Consider the following 17,266-nt stretch of genomic DNA (forward strand, 5'->3'; position numbering starts at 1 on the left):
GGATGCTACCGCCGTCCCGCCCTCACCGGCTGCCCCGTCAACCGGCGAACGCGGACACCACGGCGTACCCGAGGAACGCCGCGCCGAGCCCCGCGACCACGCTGAGCAGCACGTTCGCGGTGGCGTGCCGGCGCGCTCCGGTGCGGGCCAGCCGCAGCGTCTCGTAGCCGAGCGTGGACCAGGTGGTCAGCGCGCCGCAGAAACCGGTGCCGACCAGCGCGGTCACCGCCGGGTCGGCGGGCACCGCGAGGACCCCGCCGAGCAGCAGCGAGCCGGCCACGTTGACGGTCAGCGTGCCCCACGGGAACACCGAGTCGTGCCGGGCCTGCACGGCCCGGTCGGTCAGGTAACGCAGTGGGGCGCCGAGCGCCGCGCCGAGCACGATCAGCAGGACGGTCACCGGGCCACCCCGTGCCCGGCGGCGAGCAGCCGGCCGGTCACCGCGTCCCCGGCGGCGACCGCCAGCAGCGCGGCGAGCACGGTGGCCGCCAGGTAGACCAGCGCGGTGCCGGGCGCGCCGGCCGTCACCAGACGCTGCGCGTCGACCGCGTACGCGGAGAACGTGGTGAACCCGCCGAGCACCCCGACGCCCAGGAACGGCCGGACCAGCGGGCCGGCCGGGCGGGCGGTGAGCACCGCCATCAACGCGCCGATCAGCAGGCAGCCGGTGACGTTGACGCCGAACGTGGCCCACGGGAACCCGGTGGGCGGGTGCGGCAGGGCGGCCTGCACGCCGGCGCGGGCCAGCGCTCCGAGCGCGCCGCCGGCGGCGATCACGCCCAGCACCGCGGCCGGGTGCGCGGCCAGCTCGGCCCGGTCGGCGGGTACGCGGAGGTCGACGTCGGGATCGACGCGGGACTCGGGCGGTCCGGTCACGGTGCCTCCCACCAGGACGGGCATCACTGGCAGGGACCGTTGGCGATGTCGCGGTTCTCCCGGTCGCGCCGGGACGGCGGGCCCCACCGCCGCTCGCCCCGAGCATAACCCCGCCCTCCCGCCCGCCCGTCGCCCCGTGCCCACCCCGCCTGCCCGCTCGCCCCGCCCCGCTCGCCCCGCTCGCCTCGGCCCGCTCGCCCCGCCTCGCCCCGCGATCTTGCAGTTTTGGCCCTGGCAAAAGGCGCGAATGGCTCATCTCGGGGCCGAAACTGCAAGATCGGCGGGGGTGGGGGCGGGTGCGGGTGCCGGGGACGGGTGCTGGGCTGGGGGCGGGGCTGGGTGGGGCGGGCGGGGTGGGGGTGGGGGTGGGGGCGGGGGATGGGTGGGGTGGGTCAGGAAGGGGTGGGGGACAGGGCTTGTGGGGTGGGGGTCGGAGTGGACGGGGTGCGGTGGGTGGCGCGTTCGGCGATCAGGAGCACCGCGAGGCCGAGCAGGGTGAGGCCCGCACCGGCCCAGATCGGGGCGGTGAAGCCCAGGCCGGCGCCGATGGTCAGGCCGCCGATCCAGGCGCCCAGCGCGTTGCCGAGGTTGAACGCGGCGATGTTGGCGCCGGAGGCGAGCGTCGGCGCCTGGTGGGCGTACCGCATGATCCGCATCTGCAGCGGTGGCACGGTGGCGAAGCCGAACGCGCCCATCAGGACCAGCGCGACCACGGTCGACGCCGGGTCGGCGGCGGTCAGCGCGAAGCCGACCAGCACCAGGGTGAGCACCGCGAGCACGGTGACCAGGGTGACCGGCAGCGACCGGTCGGCGGCCCGGCCGCCGGCCAGGTTGCCGACGAACAGTCCGACGCCGAAGAGCACCAGCAGCCACGGGACGGTGGTGGTGGCGAAGCCGCTCACCTCGGTCAGCGTGTACGCGATGTAGGTGAACGCGCCGAACATGCCGCCGAAGCCGAGCACGGTGACCACCAGCGAGAACCAGACCTGCGGCTGGGTGAAAGCGCGCAGCTCGCGGCGCAGGCCACCGCCGGCGCCGGCATCGGTGGCCGGATCCCGGCCGGGTACCAGCAGCGCCAGTCCGGCCAGCGCGACCACGCCGATGCCGGTGATCGCCCAGAACGTGGAGCGCCAGCCGAGGTGCTGGCCGAGGAACGTGCCGAACGGGACGCCGAGGACGTTCGCGACGGTCAGGCCGGCGAACATCATCGCGATCGCGCCCGCCCGGCGGGCCGGCGCGACGAGTCCGGCGGCCACCACCGCGCCGATGCCGAAGAACGCGCCGTGGCAGAGCGCCGCGACGATCCGGCCGGCGAGCATGGTGGCGTAGTCGCCGGCCAGCGCGGAGAGCAGGTTGCCGGCGATGAAGAGCAGCATCAGGGCGAGCAGCACCGGCTTGCGGCGCAGCCGGGTGACCGCGGCGGTGAGCGCCACGCCGCCGACGGCGACGCTGAGCGCGTACCCGGAGATCAGCCAGCCGGCGACCGACTCGCTGACCGCGAAGTCGGCGGCGACCTGGGGGAGCAGCCCCATGATCACGAACTCGGTGAGGCCGATGCCGAACGCCCCGATCGCCAGTGCCAGCAGGCCGCCCGGGAGCGCGGAGGTGCGTGAGGACATGACATCCGTTCCATGCGTGGGAGTAATGAGTGCGCGTGCAACTACCCGCGCTAGCAACGAAATAGTTGCACGCGCTTTATATCGGCGCAAGCGTGCTAGGCTGGGGCGACGTCCACGTCACACCCGAGGAGGGCCGATGGGCATCGGCGACGACGCGGTCGAGATCCGCGCCCAGGGGTGGCGCACGCTCGCCGCGCTGCACGGCCTGATCGAGACCGCCCTGGAACGCGCCCTGCAGGCCGAGCACGACCTCTCCGTCGTGGAGTACACGGTGCTCGACGCGCTGTCCCGGCAGGACGGCTGGCACATGCGGATGCGGCAGTTGGCCCGCGCCGCCGCGCTCTCCGGCAGCGCCACCACCCGCCTGGTGACCCGGCTGGAGGAACGCGGCCTGCTCACCCGGATCCTCTGCGCCGACGACCGCCGGGGCATCTACACCGAGCTGACCCCCGCCGGTTCCGAACTGCTGGCCCGCGCCCGGCCCACCCACGACCGGGTGCTCGCCGACGCGCTGGCCGAGGCCGAGCGCACCCCCGAGCTGGCCCCGCTGGTCGGCGCGCTGCACCGCCTGCCCGCCGCCCGCTGACCACCGCCGGGCCCGCCGACGTCGCTGACCTGGCAGGACCGGCCGTACGGGCGTACGGTGATCGGCATCCCGCCCGGCGCGGCGGCGTCGGGCCCGTCGCGCAGGAGGCAACTGTGCAGGACCGCACCCCTCGTCCGGACGAGCTGGATCCCGTCGAACGGATCGGCGTCGACGAGCTGCGGGCACGGCAACTGGACCGGCTGCGGTGGTCGCTGCGGCACGCGTACGACCACGTGCCGCACTACCGCCGCGCGTTCGACGACGCCGGCGCGCACCCCGACGACGTACGCGACCTGGCCGACCTGGCCCGCTTCCCGTTCACCGCCAAGGCCGAGCTGCGGGAGAACTACCCGTTCGGCATGTTCGCCGTGCCCCGCGAGAAGGTCGCCCGGCTGCACGCCTCCTCCGGCACCACCGGACGCCCCACCGTGGTCGGCTACACCCGGGCCGACCTGGACACCTGGGCGAAGCTCATGGCCCGCTCGATCCGGGCCGCCGGTGGCCGGCGCGGCGACCGGGTGCACGTCGCGTACGGCTACGGGCTGTTCACCGGCGGGCTGGGCGCGCACTACGGCGCCGAGGAACTGGGCTGCACGGTGATCCCGGTGTCCGGCGGCATGACCGAACGCCAGGTCATGCTGATCCGCGACCTCGAACCCGAGGTCATCATGGTCACCCCCAGCTACATGCTCGCCATCGTGGACGAGATGGAACGCCAGGGCGTCGACCCGCGCGCCACCTCGCTGCGCGTCGGCGTCTTCGGCGCCGAGCCGTGGACCGAGGACATGCGCCGGGAGTTGGAGCAGCGGTTGGACATGCACGCGCTCGACATCTACGGACTCTCCGAGGTGATGGGTCCCGGGGTCGCCGTCGAGTGCGTGGAGACCAAGGACGGCCTGCACCTGTGGGAGGACCACTTCTACCCGGAGATCATCGACCCGGTCACCGGCGCGGTGCTGCCCGACGGCGAGCGGGGTGAGCTGGTGCTGACCTCGCTGACCAAGGAGGCCATGCCGGTGGTCCGCTACCGCACCCGGGACCTGACCCGGCTGCTGCCCGGCACCGCCCGCCCGATGCGGCGGATCGAGAAGATCACCGGACGCACCGACGACATGATGATCCTGCGCGGGGTGAACGTGTTCCCGACCCAGATCGAGGAGCTGATCCTGCGTACCCCCGCCCTGTCGCCGCACTTCCAGTGCGTGCTGGACCGGCAGGGGCGGCTGGACACCCTGACCGTCCACGTGGAACGGCGCGCCGGGGCCGCGGTGGACGAGGCCGAGCGGGCCGGGGCGGCCCTGGTCGAGCAGGTCAAGAACACCATCGGGGTCTCGGTGGCGGTCCGGGTGATCGAGCCGGACGGGGTGGAGCGTTCGATGGGCAAGATGCGCCGCATCGTCGACCAGCGGCGGGACCGCTGAGATGGCGGGGGACGAGGGTCGTACCGCGGCCCACGCCATGTTCGACGCGGACGTGGCCTCGAAAGGGCTCGGCATCGAACTGGTCTCGGCCGGCGACGGCGCGGCGGTGGCCCGGATGCGGGTCACTCCGGCGATGCTCAACGGGCACGCGATCGGCCACGGCGGTTTCGTCTTCCTGCTCGCCGACACCGCGTTCGCGCTGGCCTGCAACAGCCACGGACCGGCCACCGTGGCCGCCGGTGGCGAGATCAGCTTCCTGCGCCCGGTGCGCGCGGGCGACGTGCTGGAGGCGTACGCGACCGAGCGGGTGCGGCAGGGGCGCAGCGGCATCTACGACGTGACGGTCCGGCGCGGCGACGAGGTGGTGGCCGAGTTCCGCGGGCGCAGCCGCACCGTGCAAGGCGGGGGCCCTTCTTAACGCATTCCGCATAACAGGGGGCCCCGCTTAACACCAGGCTCGTCCGGGTCGGAGTGGCCCCGTGCCCGCTCCGACCCGGACCCCGCGGCTCAGGCCGCCAGCCTCAGTGCGACACCTGTCGAGGCGCGCCGGCCCACCGGCTCGGGCAGGCGCGCCGCCCGCTCGAACGGGTGCGCCGGCTCGCCCGCCGCGTCCGGTCCGGCAACGGACGTTCGCGTACCGCCCGGGGCGGCACGCGACGGCGGACCGGCCCGCCCCGCGTCGGAGCCGGCGTACCCCGGCCGGCTCGCGACCGTCGCGGCCGGACGGGACGGCGGGACGGGCGCCGGTCGGGCCCCTCCACCCGACCGGCGCGGCCGTCCCGCCCCGAGCGGGCAGCCGGCCCGCCCGTCGGCGGCCCACCCGGGGACGCCGGTCCCGGATTCCGCCGCGGCCGGGTGGCGCGCGGCGGAGGCCTCGCCGGACCGCCGACCGGCGATCGCGCCCGGCCCGGCGCCGGCACCCCCCACCGTGCCGGCGCCGGACGGCACGGCGTCGGCATCCCCCTCGATGCCGGCGCCCCGGGTCACCCGGGCGACCGCCTTGACCCCGGCGCCCGGCCGGGCCCCGGCACCCCCCACGGTGCCGGCGCCCGGCGTGACCCGGGCGGCCGTTGCGGCGCTGGCATCCCCACGGTGCCGGCGCCCGGCGTGACCCGGGCGGCCGTCGCGGCGCCGGCATCCCCCACGGTGCCGGCGCCCGGCGTGACCCGGGCGGCCGTCGCGGCGCCGGCATCCCCCACGAGGCCGGTGCCGGGTGCGGCCTCGCCGGCCGGCACGGTGCCCGGCCCGCCGGCGGCAACCCGCCCGACGCCGGTGCCCGGCCCGCCGGCGGCAACCCGCCCGACGCCGGTGCCCGGCCCGCCGGCGGCAACCCGCCCGACGCCGGTGCCCGGTCCGGCGTTGGCGCCCGCCCGGACTCCGGCCCTCGGGCGACCGTTCGCGCCCGGTCCGGCGTTGGGCGCGGGCCGGGCGGCGGCGCGCGGTGCCGGCCGGTCGGGACCGGTCGACGCGTCGGGCGCGCCGGTGACCAGCCGGCGGGCGAAGTCCGCCCGCACCGCGCGGGGTAGCCGATGGGCGGCCACCCGGGCCACCACCGGCTCGATGATCGTCCAGCCGCCGGCACCGGCAGCGCCCATCGTTACGCCCGACCTGGCTGAACCGACCACGCCGTCCGAGCCGATCGTGGCGACTGAACCGACCGCACCAAGCGAATCGACCGCACCAAGCGAATCGACCGCACCCGCCGGAGCGACCGCACCCGCCGGAGCGACCGCACCCGCCGGAGCGACCGCACCCGCCGGGACGACCGCACCCGCCGGGACGCCTGTGCCCGCGGTGACGGCCGCGCCGGCTGGGACGACCATCGCGGTCGGCACGACCGACCCGGTCGGGCCCGGCGTGTCCGCCCGGCCGGTGCCGGTACGCCGCAGCAGCCCGGCCGCGGCCAGGGCGTGCAGCGCCGGCCCGGCCTGTCCCGCCGGCCAGCCGAGCATCCGCTCGACGGTGGCGGCGGTGATCGGGCCGCCCAGCGCGGCGCCGGCCATCAGCACCGCCCGGCGGGTGCCGTCCAGCGTGTCCAGCCGGGCGTCCACCAGGCGGCGTACCGCGGCGGGCACCCCCGCCGGCTCGGCGTCCGGGTCGGCCGCGGCGTAGGCGGTGGCGACGCCCGGGTTGCCGCCGACCAGGGGTAGCAGGCGCGCGACCAGGGCGGCCGGCCGGTCGGCCCGGTCGAGCAGGTGGCGCAGCAGGCGGCCGGTGTCGCGGGCGCCCAGCGGCGGCAACCACACCCGGTGCCGCCGGCCGGCCGGCCCCGGCCACGGGTCGGCCCGTCCGGCGCCGTGCGTGGTGACCACCGCCAGCGCCAGCCCCCGGTCGCCGGCGGTGGCGTGCAACTGGCGCAGGAAGCGGTGCAGCGCCGGCGCGGCGCGGTCCAGGTCGTCCACGGCCACCACCACCGGGCTTCCGGTGGCCCGGTCGAGCAGGAGGTCGCGGCAGGCGGTCGCGGCCCGGGCGCCGGCCGCGGCGTCGCGCGGCGCGGCGAGGAACGCGGCCAGCGCGGGGCTGGTCGCGGACCACACGGCGCGCGCGGGTCGCGGCCGGACGCCGGCGACGTCCGGCGTGAGCAGCGCGCGGACCAGGTCGGCCAGGGGCGCGAGGTCCCCGTCCGGGTACGGTGGGCAGTGCGTCACGCACCAACGCACGGTGGTGCCGTCCACCCGCGCCACGGCACGGGTCAGCTCGTGCAGCAGCCGGCTGCGACCGCTGCCGGGCGGCCCGGTCAGCGAGATCCATCGTGGACGACGCTCGCGCAGCGCCCGGGACACCGCGTCGGCCGCGCCGGCCAGTTCGCGCCGGCGGCCCACCAGCGGGCCTCGGTGCCGGGCCGGCCGGTGCGGGGACACCCCGGTGACCCGCCAGACGTCCAGCGAGGACGCCTTGCCGGTCAGGGTCACGGTGGCGAGGGGGCGGACCTCCACCAGCCCGGTGACCGCCCGCCGGGTGGTGGGGCAGACCACCACCCCGCCGGGTGGCGCGTACTCCTGCAGCCTCGCCGCGGTGGTGATCACCGCGCCGCTGGCGGCGCCGTGCCCGCCGTCGCGGGCCCCGGTCAGGTCGACCAGCACCTCGCCGGTCGCCACCCCGACCCGGACCCGCAGCCGGGCGTCGCCCGGGGACCGCCGGTCCAGCGCCGCCTGGATCTCCAGCCCGGCCCGCACCGCCCGGTACGCGTCGAAGCCGTCGCAGTCGGGCGCGCCGAACAGCGCCATCACGGCGTCGCCGACGTACTTCTCCACCACGCCCCGCCAGCGGCGCAGCACGCCGGAGACGGTGCCGAAGTAGACCCGTTGCAGGGTCCGCACGTCCTCCGGGTCGAGCCGTTCCACCAGGGCGGTCGAGCCGACGATGTCGACGAAGAGCACGGTGACGGTCCGGCGTTCCTCCGGCAGCGGCCAGCGGGGCGCGCGGACGTCTTCCCGACTCCCCACGGGCGTGGTGATCACCATCGCACCCACCCTTTCCCTGGTCCGGTGCCCGACGACCTCCGGACACTTTCACCACCGGGTCCTCGGGGGATCGGTAGGACGACGTATGTCGGGCACGCGCAACCGTTAGTCGGTTTGTCGACGCGAGGAGTACGAGTGGGGCCGTGAGGCCGTAGAACGGTGCGGGGACCTGTGACTAGGCTGCGTGCCATGGCCAGCGACCCGGACACCCCACCGCTCGTCGGCCGCACGGGGACCCTGGCGACGCTGCGGTCGGCGCTGCTCGACGACGTCGCCCCCGGGCAGACTGCGGCGGTGTTCCTCACCGGCGAGAGCGGGGTGGGCAAGACCCGGCTGCTCGGCGAGACGGGTGAGCGGCTGCGGCAGGCCGGCGCCCTGGTCCTCACCGGCGCCTGCCTCGACATCGGTGACGCCTCGCCGCTGCACCCGGTGCGCCAGGCGCTGCGCCGGCTCGACGCCGACCAGTCCGGGGCGCGCACCACCTCCGCGGTCCGCGGCCTGCTGAACGTCTTCGACGAGGAGACCCCCGGCCCGGACGGCGCCGGCGCGCTGCTGGAGCGGGTCGCCCAGGGGCTGCACCTGGTCGCCGGCGGCCGACCGCTGGTGCTTGTCCTCGACGACCTGCAGTGGGTCGACCGGAGCACCCGCCAGCTCCTGCTCTATCTGCTCGCCGGCCTCGGCGACCTGCAGCTCTCCGTGCTCGCCGCGATCCGGGCCGAGTCGCTGCGCGGCGCGCACCCGCTGCGCCGGGTGCTCACCGAGCTGCGCCGGCTGCGGTCGGTGCGGGTGGTCGACCTGCTCCCGCTGGACCGGGCCGGCACCGACGAGCTGGCCGCCGCGATCGTCGGCGCGCCGCTGCCGCCGGAGGCCGCCGAGCAGATGTGGCAGCGCAGCGGCGGCAACCCGTTCGTGGTGGAGGAGTTGGCTCGCGACCGGCGCGACGGCCGCGACGGCCTCTCCGACACGCTGCGCGAGGTCTTCCTGGACCGGGTCGACGCCCTGCCCCAGCCCGCGCATGCCGTGGTGCAGGCGGTCGCCGCCGGCGTCGAGCCGGTCGAGCACTGGCTGCTGGCCCAGGTGGTGCGGCTGCCGGAGGACGAGCTGCTGGAGGCGGTGCGCGAGGCGGTGGCGCACCGGCTGCTGGTCGGCGCCGACGACGGCTACCGGCTGCGGCACCGGTTGGTCGCCGAGATCCTGGCCCACGAGCTGCTGCCCGCCGAGCGGGCCGCGCTGCACCGCCGCTACGCCGAGGCGCTCACCGCCGTCCCGGCCGAGCTGCACCAGGCCCGGCTGGCCCATCACTGGCGGCAGGCCGGCGAGCCGGCCCGCGCGCTGCCCGCGACGATGGCCGCCGCCCGCGAGGCGGAACGGCTGCACGGGTACGCCGAGGCGCACCGCCACTGGTCCGCCGCGCTGACCCTGGCGGCCACCCCGACCGTGGTGCCGCCGGACGGCCGCCGGCCCGAGCCGATCGAGGTGGACCGCGCCGAGCTGCTCAGCAACGCCGCCGAGGCCGCGCACCACAGTGGAGAGCACGCCCGCGCGCTGACCCTGCTGGAGGAGCTGGCCGCCGACCCGGCCGGCCCGCCGGCCTGCGCGTTGCACATCCGGCGCGCCCGCTACCTGGCCGCCGCGGGCCGTTCCGCGCCGGCCGAGGAGGAGTACCGGCGGGTGCTCGCCTCGACCGACTGCACGCCGCACGAGCGGTGCACCGCCGCCGCCCGGCTGGCCGAGCTGCTGCTGCACCTGGGCCGCTACGCCGAGGCCGGCGAGCAGGCCCGGGAGGCCCTGGACCTGGCCGCCGGGGTGCCCGGCTCCACCTCGGAGGTGGTGCTGGCCAGCGCCGCGCTGGGCTTCAGCGAGGCGTTCCTGGAGGACCCGACGGCCGGGCTGGCGGTGATGCGCCGGGCGCTGGGGACCGCCGAGCGCTCCGGCCGGCCGGAGGACGTGGCCTGCGCCTACCTGCACCTCGCCGAGCTGCTCACCGGGCCGCTGAACATCCTCGAGGAGGGGGTGGTGGTGGCCCGTCGCGGCGCGGAGCGCGTCGCCGAGCTGGGCCTCGGCCGCACCTGGGAGACCCGGCTGCTGGCGGTCGCCACGAACGGGCTGTTCCGGGTGGGGCAGTGGGCCGAGGCGGAGAAGGTCGTCGCCGCCGCGCTGCGGCACCGGCCGTCCGGCGCGGACGCGGTCGAGCTGCTGCTGGCCCGGTGCCGGCTCTCCGTCGGGTACGGCGACGTGGAGGCCTCCGACCGGGACCTGGAGGCGGTCGCCACGGTGCTGGCCGGCGGCGGCGCCCGGCACGTACTGCCGATGCTCATCCTGCGCGCCGGGCTGTTCATGTGGCAGGGCCGGCACGACCTGGCCCGGCAGGCCGTGCAGCGGGGCCTGACCGAGAGCCGCTCCGACGACGTGATCGTGCTGGCCACGCTGGCCTGGCACGGGCTGCGGGCCGAGGCCGAGGCGGCGGCCAGCCGCACGGTCGAGGTGGACCCGACGGCGGTACGCCGGCTGCGGGAGGCGGTCGACCGGGTGACCCGCAAGAGCGGGCAGGCCGGCGCCCCGGTGCGCTACGTGGCCGACGGTTTCCTGGCGCTCTGCGACGCCGAGCTGAGCCGGCTCGACGACGGCCGGGGCGACCCCGAGCTGTGGGGGCGCTCGGCCACCGAGTGGGACCGGCGCAACCATCCCTACCCGGCGGCGTACTCCCGGTTGCGGCAGGCCGAGGCGCTGCTGGCCCGGCGCAGTCGGGTGGCGACCGCCGGCAAGCTGCTGCGCCAGGCCCACGCGATGGCGCAGTCGCTCGGCGCGGTGCCGCTCAGCGCGGAGATCCGCACCCTCGCGGGTCGGGCCCGGGTCACCCTGGACGACCCGCCGTCGGCGGCGCCGGTGCCCCGGCCGCGGGCGGCGGCGACCGCGGCGCCGGCGGTGGACGAGCTGGCGGTGCTGACCGCCCGGGAGCGCGAGGTGCTCGCCGCGGTCGCCGAGGGGCTGACGAACAGGGAGATCGGCCAGCGGCTGTTCATCAGCGAGCGGACCATCGGCGTGCACGTGTCGCACATCTTCGACAAGCTCCAGGTCCGCACGCGGGTGCAGGCCAGCGCGATCTTCCTGCGCAACCGCCCGGAATAGACGTACGTCGGTAATACGTCGTTCTACTGATCCGACGCGCCCACGGCGGCTGGCAGGCTGTGCCGCGGAATCGGGTGGCGTCGTGGGGGACGCCGACCATCGTGGAGGAGAGATGACCGAACCGGTCTGGGGTCCCGTGCACCAGGACATCGTCGGGTTGCTCGCCGACCACCCGGCCGACGTGCCGGCGGTCGTCGACCATCTCACGAAGCTGCAGGACCTGCTGGTGCGGCTCCCGCCGCTGGAGGCGAGCTGCCCGCTGGCCGACTTCAACAAGCTCTACCTGGTCATCACCAGCACCGTGCTCGACGGGCTCTACGAGGACCGGTTCGTCGACCCGGCGTTCCTGGCCCGGCTCGACGTGGACTTCGCCGCCCGCTACTTCGAGGCGCTGCGATACTGGACCGACTCCAGCCCGAGCACGCCGCGCGCCTGGTCGTGCCTGTTCAAGCGGATGCGCGGCCCGGACGCCCGGCCGCTGCCGTCGGCCGCCGCCGGGGTCAACGCGCACATCAACTACGACCTGCCGTTCGCGCTGGTGACCACGCTGGAGAGCCTGGAGTCCGAGCCGGTCGACGGCAGCGACCAGCACCGCGACTACCTGGAGATCAACAAGATCTTCGCGGAGCGGATCCCGGAGCTGCGCCGCGGCTACCTGGACCACTGGCAACTCATGATCGACATGGTCAACGGCGACATCGACGACTGGTACCAGGGCGAGCTGGTGGAATACACCCGCAACGTGGCCTGGCGCAACGCGCAGAAGATCTGGCGCTGCCGCCACGACCCGCACGCCCGCGAGTGTGAGCGGACGCGGCTGGACGACAACGCCGCGCTGCTCGGCCGGCTGCTGCTGTCGCCCCTGGGGGCGTTCCTGCAGTAGCCGGGACGGGGGGTCCCCGTGTCCCGCCGTCCGGGCGCGGGACACGGGGACGCCGTCCCCCGCGTCGCTGGTTCGATCGGCATTCCGCCGGGTCACGCCCCGGGTACCGCCTACCGTCGGGGCATGGCGCAGGCACGGGACGGGGAGCAGCCCCGGCGTACGCGGGACCGGCGCCGCGAGGCGCACGCCGCCGCCGCGGCCCGGGCCGGTCGCCACGCCGAGCCCGGCGACCGGGCCGGGCGCGCCCCGGGCGCGCTGCCGGAGCGGGTGGAGACGCCGGCCCGCCCGCCCGCGCCCGCCGACCGGCTGCACCGCTGGCTGTTCCAGCACCGGGTCGAGCCGGTCGGCCCGGAGGTCCGGGAGCACCAGACCCGGGCCCACCCGTGGTGGCAGGTGATGTGCCTGACTGGGGTCGACTACTTCTCCACGCTGTCCTACCTGCCGGGCATCGCCGCGGTCGCGGCCGGCGCGCTCAGCCCGCTGGCCACCCTGCTCATCGTGGCGCTGACCCTGCTCGGGATGCTGCCGATGTACCGGCGGGTGGCCCGGGAGAGCCCGCACGGGCAGGGCTCGGTGGCGATGCTGGAACGGCTGCTGCCGTTCTGGCGGGGCAAGGTGTTCGTGCTGGTGCTGCTCGGCTTCGTGGCCACCTCGTGGATCATCACGATCACGCTCTCCGCCGCCGACGCCAGCGTGCACCTGTTAGAGAACCCGATCCTGCCCCCGTCGTTCCCGCACGACGCCACCGCGGCGGTGGCGGTCACCGTGGTGCTGCTGCTGGTGCTCGGCGGCGTGTTCCTGCTCGGCTTCAGCGAGGCCGTGCAGGTCGCCATCCCGCTGGTGGCGGTCTTCCTGGCGTTGAACGCGGTGGTGGTGGTCGCCGGCCTGACCGACGTCGTCGCCGACCCGGGCGTGCTCGGCGACTGGACCGACCGGCTCACCCGGGTCGGCGGCGCCGGCGACGTGCTGGCCACCAGCGTGCTCGCCTTCCCGCTGCTGGTGCTGGGGCTGTCCGGCTTCGAGACCGGGGTGAGCATGATGCCGCTGGTCCGCGGCGACGGCGTGGACCGGGAGCAGCGGTTGGCCGCCCGGATCCGCAGCACCCGGCGGCTGCTCACCACCGCCGCCCTGATCATGTCGGTCTACCTGGTCGCCACCACGTTCGTGACCACCGTGCTGATCCCGCCCGCCGCGTTCGCGCCCGGCGGGGCGGCCAACGGCCGGGCGCTGGCGTACCTCGCGCACGAACGCCTCGGCGAGGCCTTCGGCACCGTGTACGACATCAGCAGCGTGCTCATCCTCTGGTTCGCCGGCGCCTCCGCGATGGCCGGGTTGATCAACATCGTGCCGCGTTACCTGCCGTCGTACGGGATGGCGCCGGAGTGGGGCCGGGCGGTGCGGCCGGTGGTGCTGGTCTACACGGCGATCAGCATCGCCATCACGGTCGCGTTCCGCGCCGACGTCAACGCCCAGGCCGGCGCGTACGCCACCGGGATCCTGGCGATGATGGTCTCCGGCGCGATCGCGGTGACCATCTCGGCGCTGCGCGCCCGCCACCGCGCGGCCGCCGCCGGGTTCGCGGTGCTCACCGCCGTGCTGCTGTACGCGCTGGCGGAGAACGTGGTGGAGAAGCCGGACGGCATCACCATCTCCGGGTTCTTCATCGCCGGGATCGTCGCGGTCTCGCTGATCTCCCGGGTCACCCGGACCACCGAGCTGCGCGCCGAGCGGATCGAGTTCGACGGGCCGGCCCGCCGGTTCGTCGACGAGTCGGTGGCCCGGGACGGGCGGCTGCACCTGATCGCCAACAAGCGGCAGAGCGGCTCGGTGAAGGAGTACAAGGTCAAGGAGCGGGCCCAGCGGTCGATGAACCCGGTGCCCGGCGCCGCCGACGTGATCTTCCTGGAGATCGACATCAGTGACCCGTCGCAGTTCAGCGACGTGTTGCGGGTGCACGGGGTGGAGGTGGGCGACTACCGGATCCTGCGGGCGCGCAGCCCGGCCGCGCCGAACGCGATCGCCGCGATCCTGCTCGCGTTGCGGGACGCGACCGGGGTTCGGCCGCACTGCCACTTCGAGTGGTCGGAGGGCAATCCGATCGCTCACCTGCTGCGCTACCTGATCCTGGGGCGCGGCGACACCCCGCCGGTGGTCCGCGAGATCATCCGCAAGTCGGAGCCCGACCCCACCCGGCGGCCGGGCATCCACGTCGGTGGCTGAGGTGTAAGGAGGGGCCCCTTGTTAACGCATTCGGTAGAGGAAGGGGCCCCGTTTAACGCGCCGTCCAGCCGATAACCCAGCCTCCTAGGATGGCCTAGGAGGAGTGATGGAGCAGCCGGCGGGCACGGAACGGCCCGCGCTCGCCGGGCGGGCGCGGGCCGGGGACGTGCGAGGGGTACGCGGGCAGGGCCTACTTGGACGGCTGCGGCAGCTTGCAGTCGACCTTCGGGTTGGCGCCGATGTAGTTCAACGGGCCGGCCACGATGGTGACCAGGATCGTGCCCGCCTCCGCGCAGTTCGTGTCGTCGTTGCTGTAGTAGCCGCGCTGGCCGGCCGCGATGGCGCCGATGATGAGCCAGATGACGACCAGGACGCCGAGTATCGAGGTGCCGCGCATCAGTTGCCTCCACTGGGGTTGTGGTGAGTTCGAGGTGGAGGGCATGTACCCCGCGCGGGTGATCCGCCAAACGGCGCGCCGGAACGGGCGCGGCCGATTCCGATTACCGGCCGCTCAGTGCGGGGGAGCCGGTTCCTCGGGCGGGCGGCCCCGGCTGCGCCGGTGGTCGGCGCCGGCCACGCCGGCCAGCACCAGCATGGCGCCGAGGGAGGCGTACACCGGGGCGAGGAACAGCAGTGCCGGTGCGATGCTGAGCAGCGCCAGCACGCCACCGGGGCGCGACAGCGACACCCGGCTGAACACCTCGTACTCGAAGGCGGCCCGACCGGCCAGGAACAGCGCGGGACCGCCGAGGATGACCGCCAGCCAGGCCGGTGGGGTGTGTCCGGTCGGCTCCAGCAGCACCAGGTCGAAGCCGGCGGCGGTGGTGACCACCCCGGCCACCATCAGCAGGTGGGTGTACGGCGCGGTGTTCAGGAACTTGCTCGGCTGTGTCGACCGCGCGATGGCGTCCGGCAGCAGCTCACCGGACTTGTGCACGTAGATGCGCCAGAGCAGCAGCGTGGTGCCGAACGCGGTGGTGAACGCCGCGATGTTCTCCACCTCGGAGTGGTGCAGGCTGAACACGGTGCCGGAGACCAGCACGGCGTCGCCCAGCGCGATGATGAAGAACTGCTGGTAGCGCTCGGATAGGTGCTCGGCGGTCACCTTGCGCTGCGCGTCCGGCACCGAGCCCAGGCCGGGCACCGGGTACGCGAGCCGGAACCCCAGATAGTCGATGGCCAGCGCGCCGGCCCAGAACCACAGGCGGGCGGCGCCGTGCGCGGCGACCGCGCCGACCAGCCAGGGCACCGCCGACACCGCGAACCAGACGAAGATCCGGATGGCCCGGCGGCGGGTCTGCGGATGGCGCCGGACCGCCGGCATCAGGAACAGCCCGCGTCCGAGATGGATCGCCACGTACGTGCCGGCGAACACCAGCCCGCGCGCGCCGAACGCCTCCGGGATGGCGGTGGTCATCAGCAGCGCGCCGAACATCACCGTCACCACCAGCAGTTTGATCTCGGGGCGCTGCGGATCGTAGAGGTCGGTGACCAGGGTGGTGATCGCCCACGTCCACCAGATGGCCATCAGGATGATCAGCGACTCGGCGGCGCGCTCCCAGCGGACCTCGCCGACCAGGTAGCGCGAGGTCAGGGCCAGCGCCACCACGTAGACCAGGTCGAAGAACAGCTCCAGCAGCGTCACCCGGCGCGGCGCCTCGGGATCGCGGACCGGTGGCCGCGGGCCGGCGGGCTCCGGTGTCGCGGTGGGCACGAGCTGCTCCCTGCGGTGGCGGATCGCGCGGCGGGGCGGTCCCGCCCCTTCACCGACGGTAGCGACGCCCGTGCGCGCCCGTCGGCTTTCCCGGCATTCCGACCGTGCCGGACCCGCGGGTCCGGGGGCCCCGGCCGGGTGAGGTGGCGGTGAGACGCCGCGGGCCGGTGGCAACCGTCGTCGCCACCGGCCCGAGATTCCGGTACGGGCTACTCGGCGCCGGCCGGGAGCACCCGCTCGGCGTCGGCGCGCGCACCGGCCAGCACCTTGGCCTGCTGCGGCCAGGTGGCCAGGCCCGGCGCGGCGCGCAGGCCGGCGGCCTTCACGGTCTCCCGCAGCGCGGCCTCGTCCAGGTCGGCGAGCTGGCGGTAGGTGCGGATGCCGGCCTCCTGCAGCGCGGCGGCCAGCTTCGGCCCGATGCCCTGGATGCGCCGGAAGTCGTCCGGCGCGTCGTTCTCCGCCGAGGCCCGGGGCGCCGGGACGACCGGCGTGACCGCCGGCTCGGTGTCGGTCGTGGTGGCCGGCTCCGCCACCACGCCGACCGGCGCCGGCGTCGCGTCGACAGCCGGTTCCGCGTCCACCGACGGCGTCGCGTCGACGGCGGCGGTCGTGGCGGGTACGGGCTCCGTCCCGGTCGCCGCCGTGGCGGGCTCCGGCTCGGCGAGACCGCCGACGGCGGGCTCCGGGGCGACACCGGTCCGGACCGGCTCCACGGCATCGGCCGGCTCCGCCGGATCCGAGGCGGCGACGGTCACCGGCTCCGCCGGGCCGGCGGACGGCGCGGTGGCGTCGACCGGCTCCACGGAGCTACCGGCCGGCGACGCCACGGTCGCGACCCGCTCGGGCTCGGCCGCGGCGTCCGTCTGCGCCGCACCCGCGGCGACCGGATCCGAGGCGGCGATCGGCTCCGGCGCGGTGGCCGGCTCCGAGGTGGTGGCCGGCTCCGAGGCCGGGATCGGCTCCGCGGCGATCGGCTCCGGGGCGGTGGCCGGCTCCGCGCCGGTGATCGGCTTCGAGTCGGCCGGCGTGGTGGTGTGCTCGGGTTCGGCGGTGACGACGACCGGCTCGCGGTCGATGGTGTCGGCGTCGAGGCGCGAGGTGCTGTCCTCCTCGACCGGACCCGGATGGTCGGTCACGGCGGCGGCCGCCGGCGTCTCGTCGACCACCGCGGCGGGTCGCGGTTCGTCGACGGTGGCGGTCACCTCGGTGGCCGGGGCGGCGGCACCCTCCACGGTGGGCGTCGAGGCGTCGGCGCCGGACCGGCGGCCGAACACCGCCCAGCCGACGCCCACTCCGATGAGCAGGGCCAGGATCACGAGCAGCCACTGCCCGAAGCTCGACGGCATGGCCAACC

13 protein-coding genes are annotated in these 17,266 nt (G+C 75.7%); 6 read left to right on the forward strand and 7 right to left on the reverse strand.

The genetic code is table 11. The features are described from left to right. Window positions 1–37: 37 nt before the first annotated feature. The 3 genes from H1D33_RS07765 to H1D33_RS07775 all read right to left on the reverse strand — a co-directional run bounded on the left by H1D33_RS07765 (window position 38) and on the right by H1D33_RS07775 (window position 2,495). Window positions 38–400 (reverse strand): fluoride efflux transporter FluC, encoded by a 363-nt coding sequence (locus H1D33_RS07765; RefSeq protein ID WP_181572837.1) that lies wholly within the window; start codon window positions 398–400, stop codon window positions 38–40. Further along, the gene (locus H1D33_RS07770; RefSeq protein ID WP_414685491.1) at window positions 397–900 is read right to left on the reverse strand and encodes a FluC/FEX family fluoride channel; all 504 of its coding nucleotides are present in this window, start codon (window positions 898–900) and stop codon (window positions 397–399) included. The genes H1D33_RS07765 and H1D33_RS07770 overlap by 4 nt, the downstream gene beginning before the upstream one ends. Window positions 901–1,268: 368 nt before the next feature. After that, window positions 1,269–2,495, reverse strand: coding sequence for an MFS transporter (locus tag H1D33_RS07775; RefSeq protein WP_307755370.1), 1,227 nt, complete (start codon window positions 2,493–2,495; stop codon window positions 1,269–1,271). 136 nt (window positions 2,496–2,631) lie between these two features. Between H1D33_RS07775 and H1D33_RS07780 the strand changes: the two genes are divergently transcribed. The 3 genes from H1D33_RS07780 to paaI all read left to right on the forward strand — a co-directional run bounded on the left by H1D33_RS07780 (window position 2,632) and on the right by paaI (window position 4,920). Continuing rightward, the gene (locus H1D33_RS07780; RefSeq protein WP_181568716.1) at window positions 2,632–3,081 is read left to right on the forward strand and encodes a MarR family winged helix-turn-helix transcriptional regulator; all 450 of its coding nucleotides are present in this window, start codon (window positions 2,632–2,634) and stop codon (window positions 3,079–3,081) included. A gap of 113 nt (window positions 3,082–3,194) precedes the next feature. Continuing rightward, window positions 3,195–4,502, forward strand: a complete 1,308-nt coding sequence (paaK, locus tag H1D33_RS07785; RefSeq protein ID WP_181568715.1) for a phenylacetate--CoA ligase PaaK — start codon at window positions 3,195–3,197, stop codon at window positions 4,500–4,502. 1 nt (window position 4,503) lies between these two features. Continuing rightward, on the forward strand, window positions 4,504–4,920 hold the full coding sequence (gene paaI / locus H1D33_RS07790) for a hydroxyphenylacetyl-CoA thioesterase PaaI (protein ID WP_181568714.1): 417 nt from the start codon (window positions 4,504–4,506) through the stop codon (window positions 4,918–4,920). Window positions 4,921–5,485: 565 nt separating this feature from the next. On the opposite strand, the gene H1D33_RS07795 is transcribed toward paaI, so the two are convergent. Further along, window positions 5,486–7,966 (reverse strand): AAA family ATPase, encoded by a 2,481-nt coding sequence (locus tag H1D33_RS07795; RefSeq protein ID WP_307755371.1) that lies wholly within the window; start codon window positions 7,964–7,966, stop codon window positions 5,486–5,488. A gap of 189 nt (window positions 7,967–8,155) precedes the next feature. Between H1D33_RS07795 and H1D33_RS07800 the strand changes: the two genes are divergently transcribed. From H1D33_RS07800 to H1D33_RS07810, 3 genes are all read left to right on the forward strand, one after another. Continuing rightward, entirely contained in the window at window positions 8,156–11,095 is a 2,940-nt protein-coding gene (locus tag H1D33_RS07800; RefSeq protein ID WP_181568713.1) for a helix-turn-helix transcriptional regulator, read from the forward strand. Window positions 11,096–11,207: 112 nt separating this feature from the next. After that, on the forward strand, window positions 11,208–11,978 hold the full coding sequence (locus H1D33_RS07805; RefSeq protein ID WP_181568712.1) for a DUF5995 family protein: 771 nt from the start codon (window positions 11,208–11,210) through the stop codon (window positions 11,976–11,978). Window positions 11,979–12,101: 123 nt separating this feature from the next. After that, window positions 12,102–14,198: an APC family permease gene (locus H1D33_RS07810; RefSeq protein ID WP_181568711.1), complete on the forward strand. Its 2,097-nt coding sequence runs from the start codon at window positions 12,102–12,104 to the stop codon at window positions 14,196–14,198. A gap of 190 nt (window positions 14,199–14,388) precedes the next feature. On the opposite strand, the gene H1D33_RS07815 is transcribed toward H1D33_RS07810, so the two are convergent. The 3 genes from H1D33_RS07815 to H1D33_RS30275 all read right to left on the reverse strand — a co-directional run bounded on the left by H1D33_RS07815 (window position 14,389) and on the right by H1D33_RS30275 (window position 17,258). Then, complete coding sequence (locus H1D33_RS07815; protein ID WP_181568710.1) at window positions 14,389–14,595, reverse strand: hypothetical protein; 207 nt, start codon at window positions 14,593–14,595, stop codon at window positions 14,389–14,391. A 114-nt stretch (window positions 14,596–14,709) separates the two neighbouring features. Next, window positions 14,710–15,912: a low temperature requirement protein A gene (locus H1D33_RS07820; RefSeq protein WP_181568709.1), complete on the reverse strand. Its 1,203-nt coding sequence runs from the start codon at window positions 15,910–15,912 to the stop codon at window positions 14,710–14,712. Between the two features lie 209 nt (window positions 15,913–16,121). Beyond that, window positions 16,122–17,258, reverse strand: coding sequence for a helix-hairpin-helix domain-containing protein (locus H1D33_RS30275; protein ID WP_181568708.1), 1,137 nt, complete (start codon window positions 17,256–17,258; stop codon window positions 16,122–16,124). Window positions 17,259–17,266: the final 8 nt, after the last annotated feature.

It is taken from the genome of Micromonospora ferruginea, from assembly GCF_013694245.2.
Lineage (GTDB): Bacteria > Actinomycetota > Actinomycetes > Mycobacteriales > Micromonosporaceae > Micromonospora > Micromonospora robiginosa.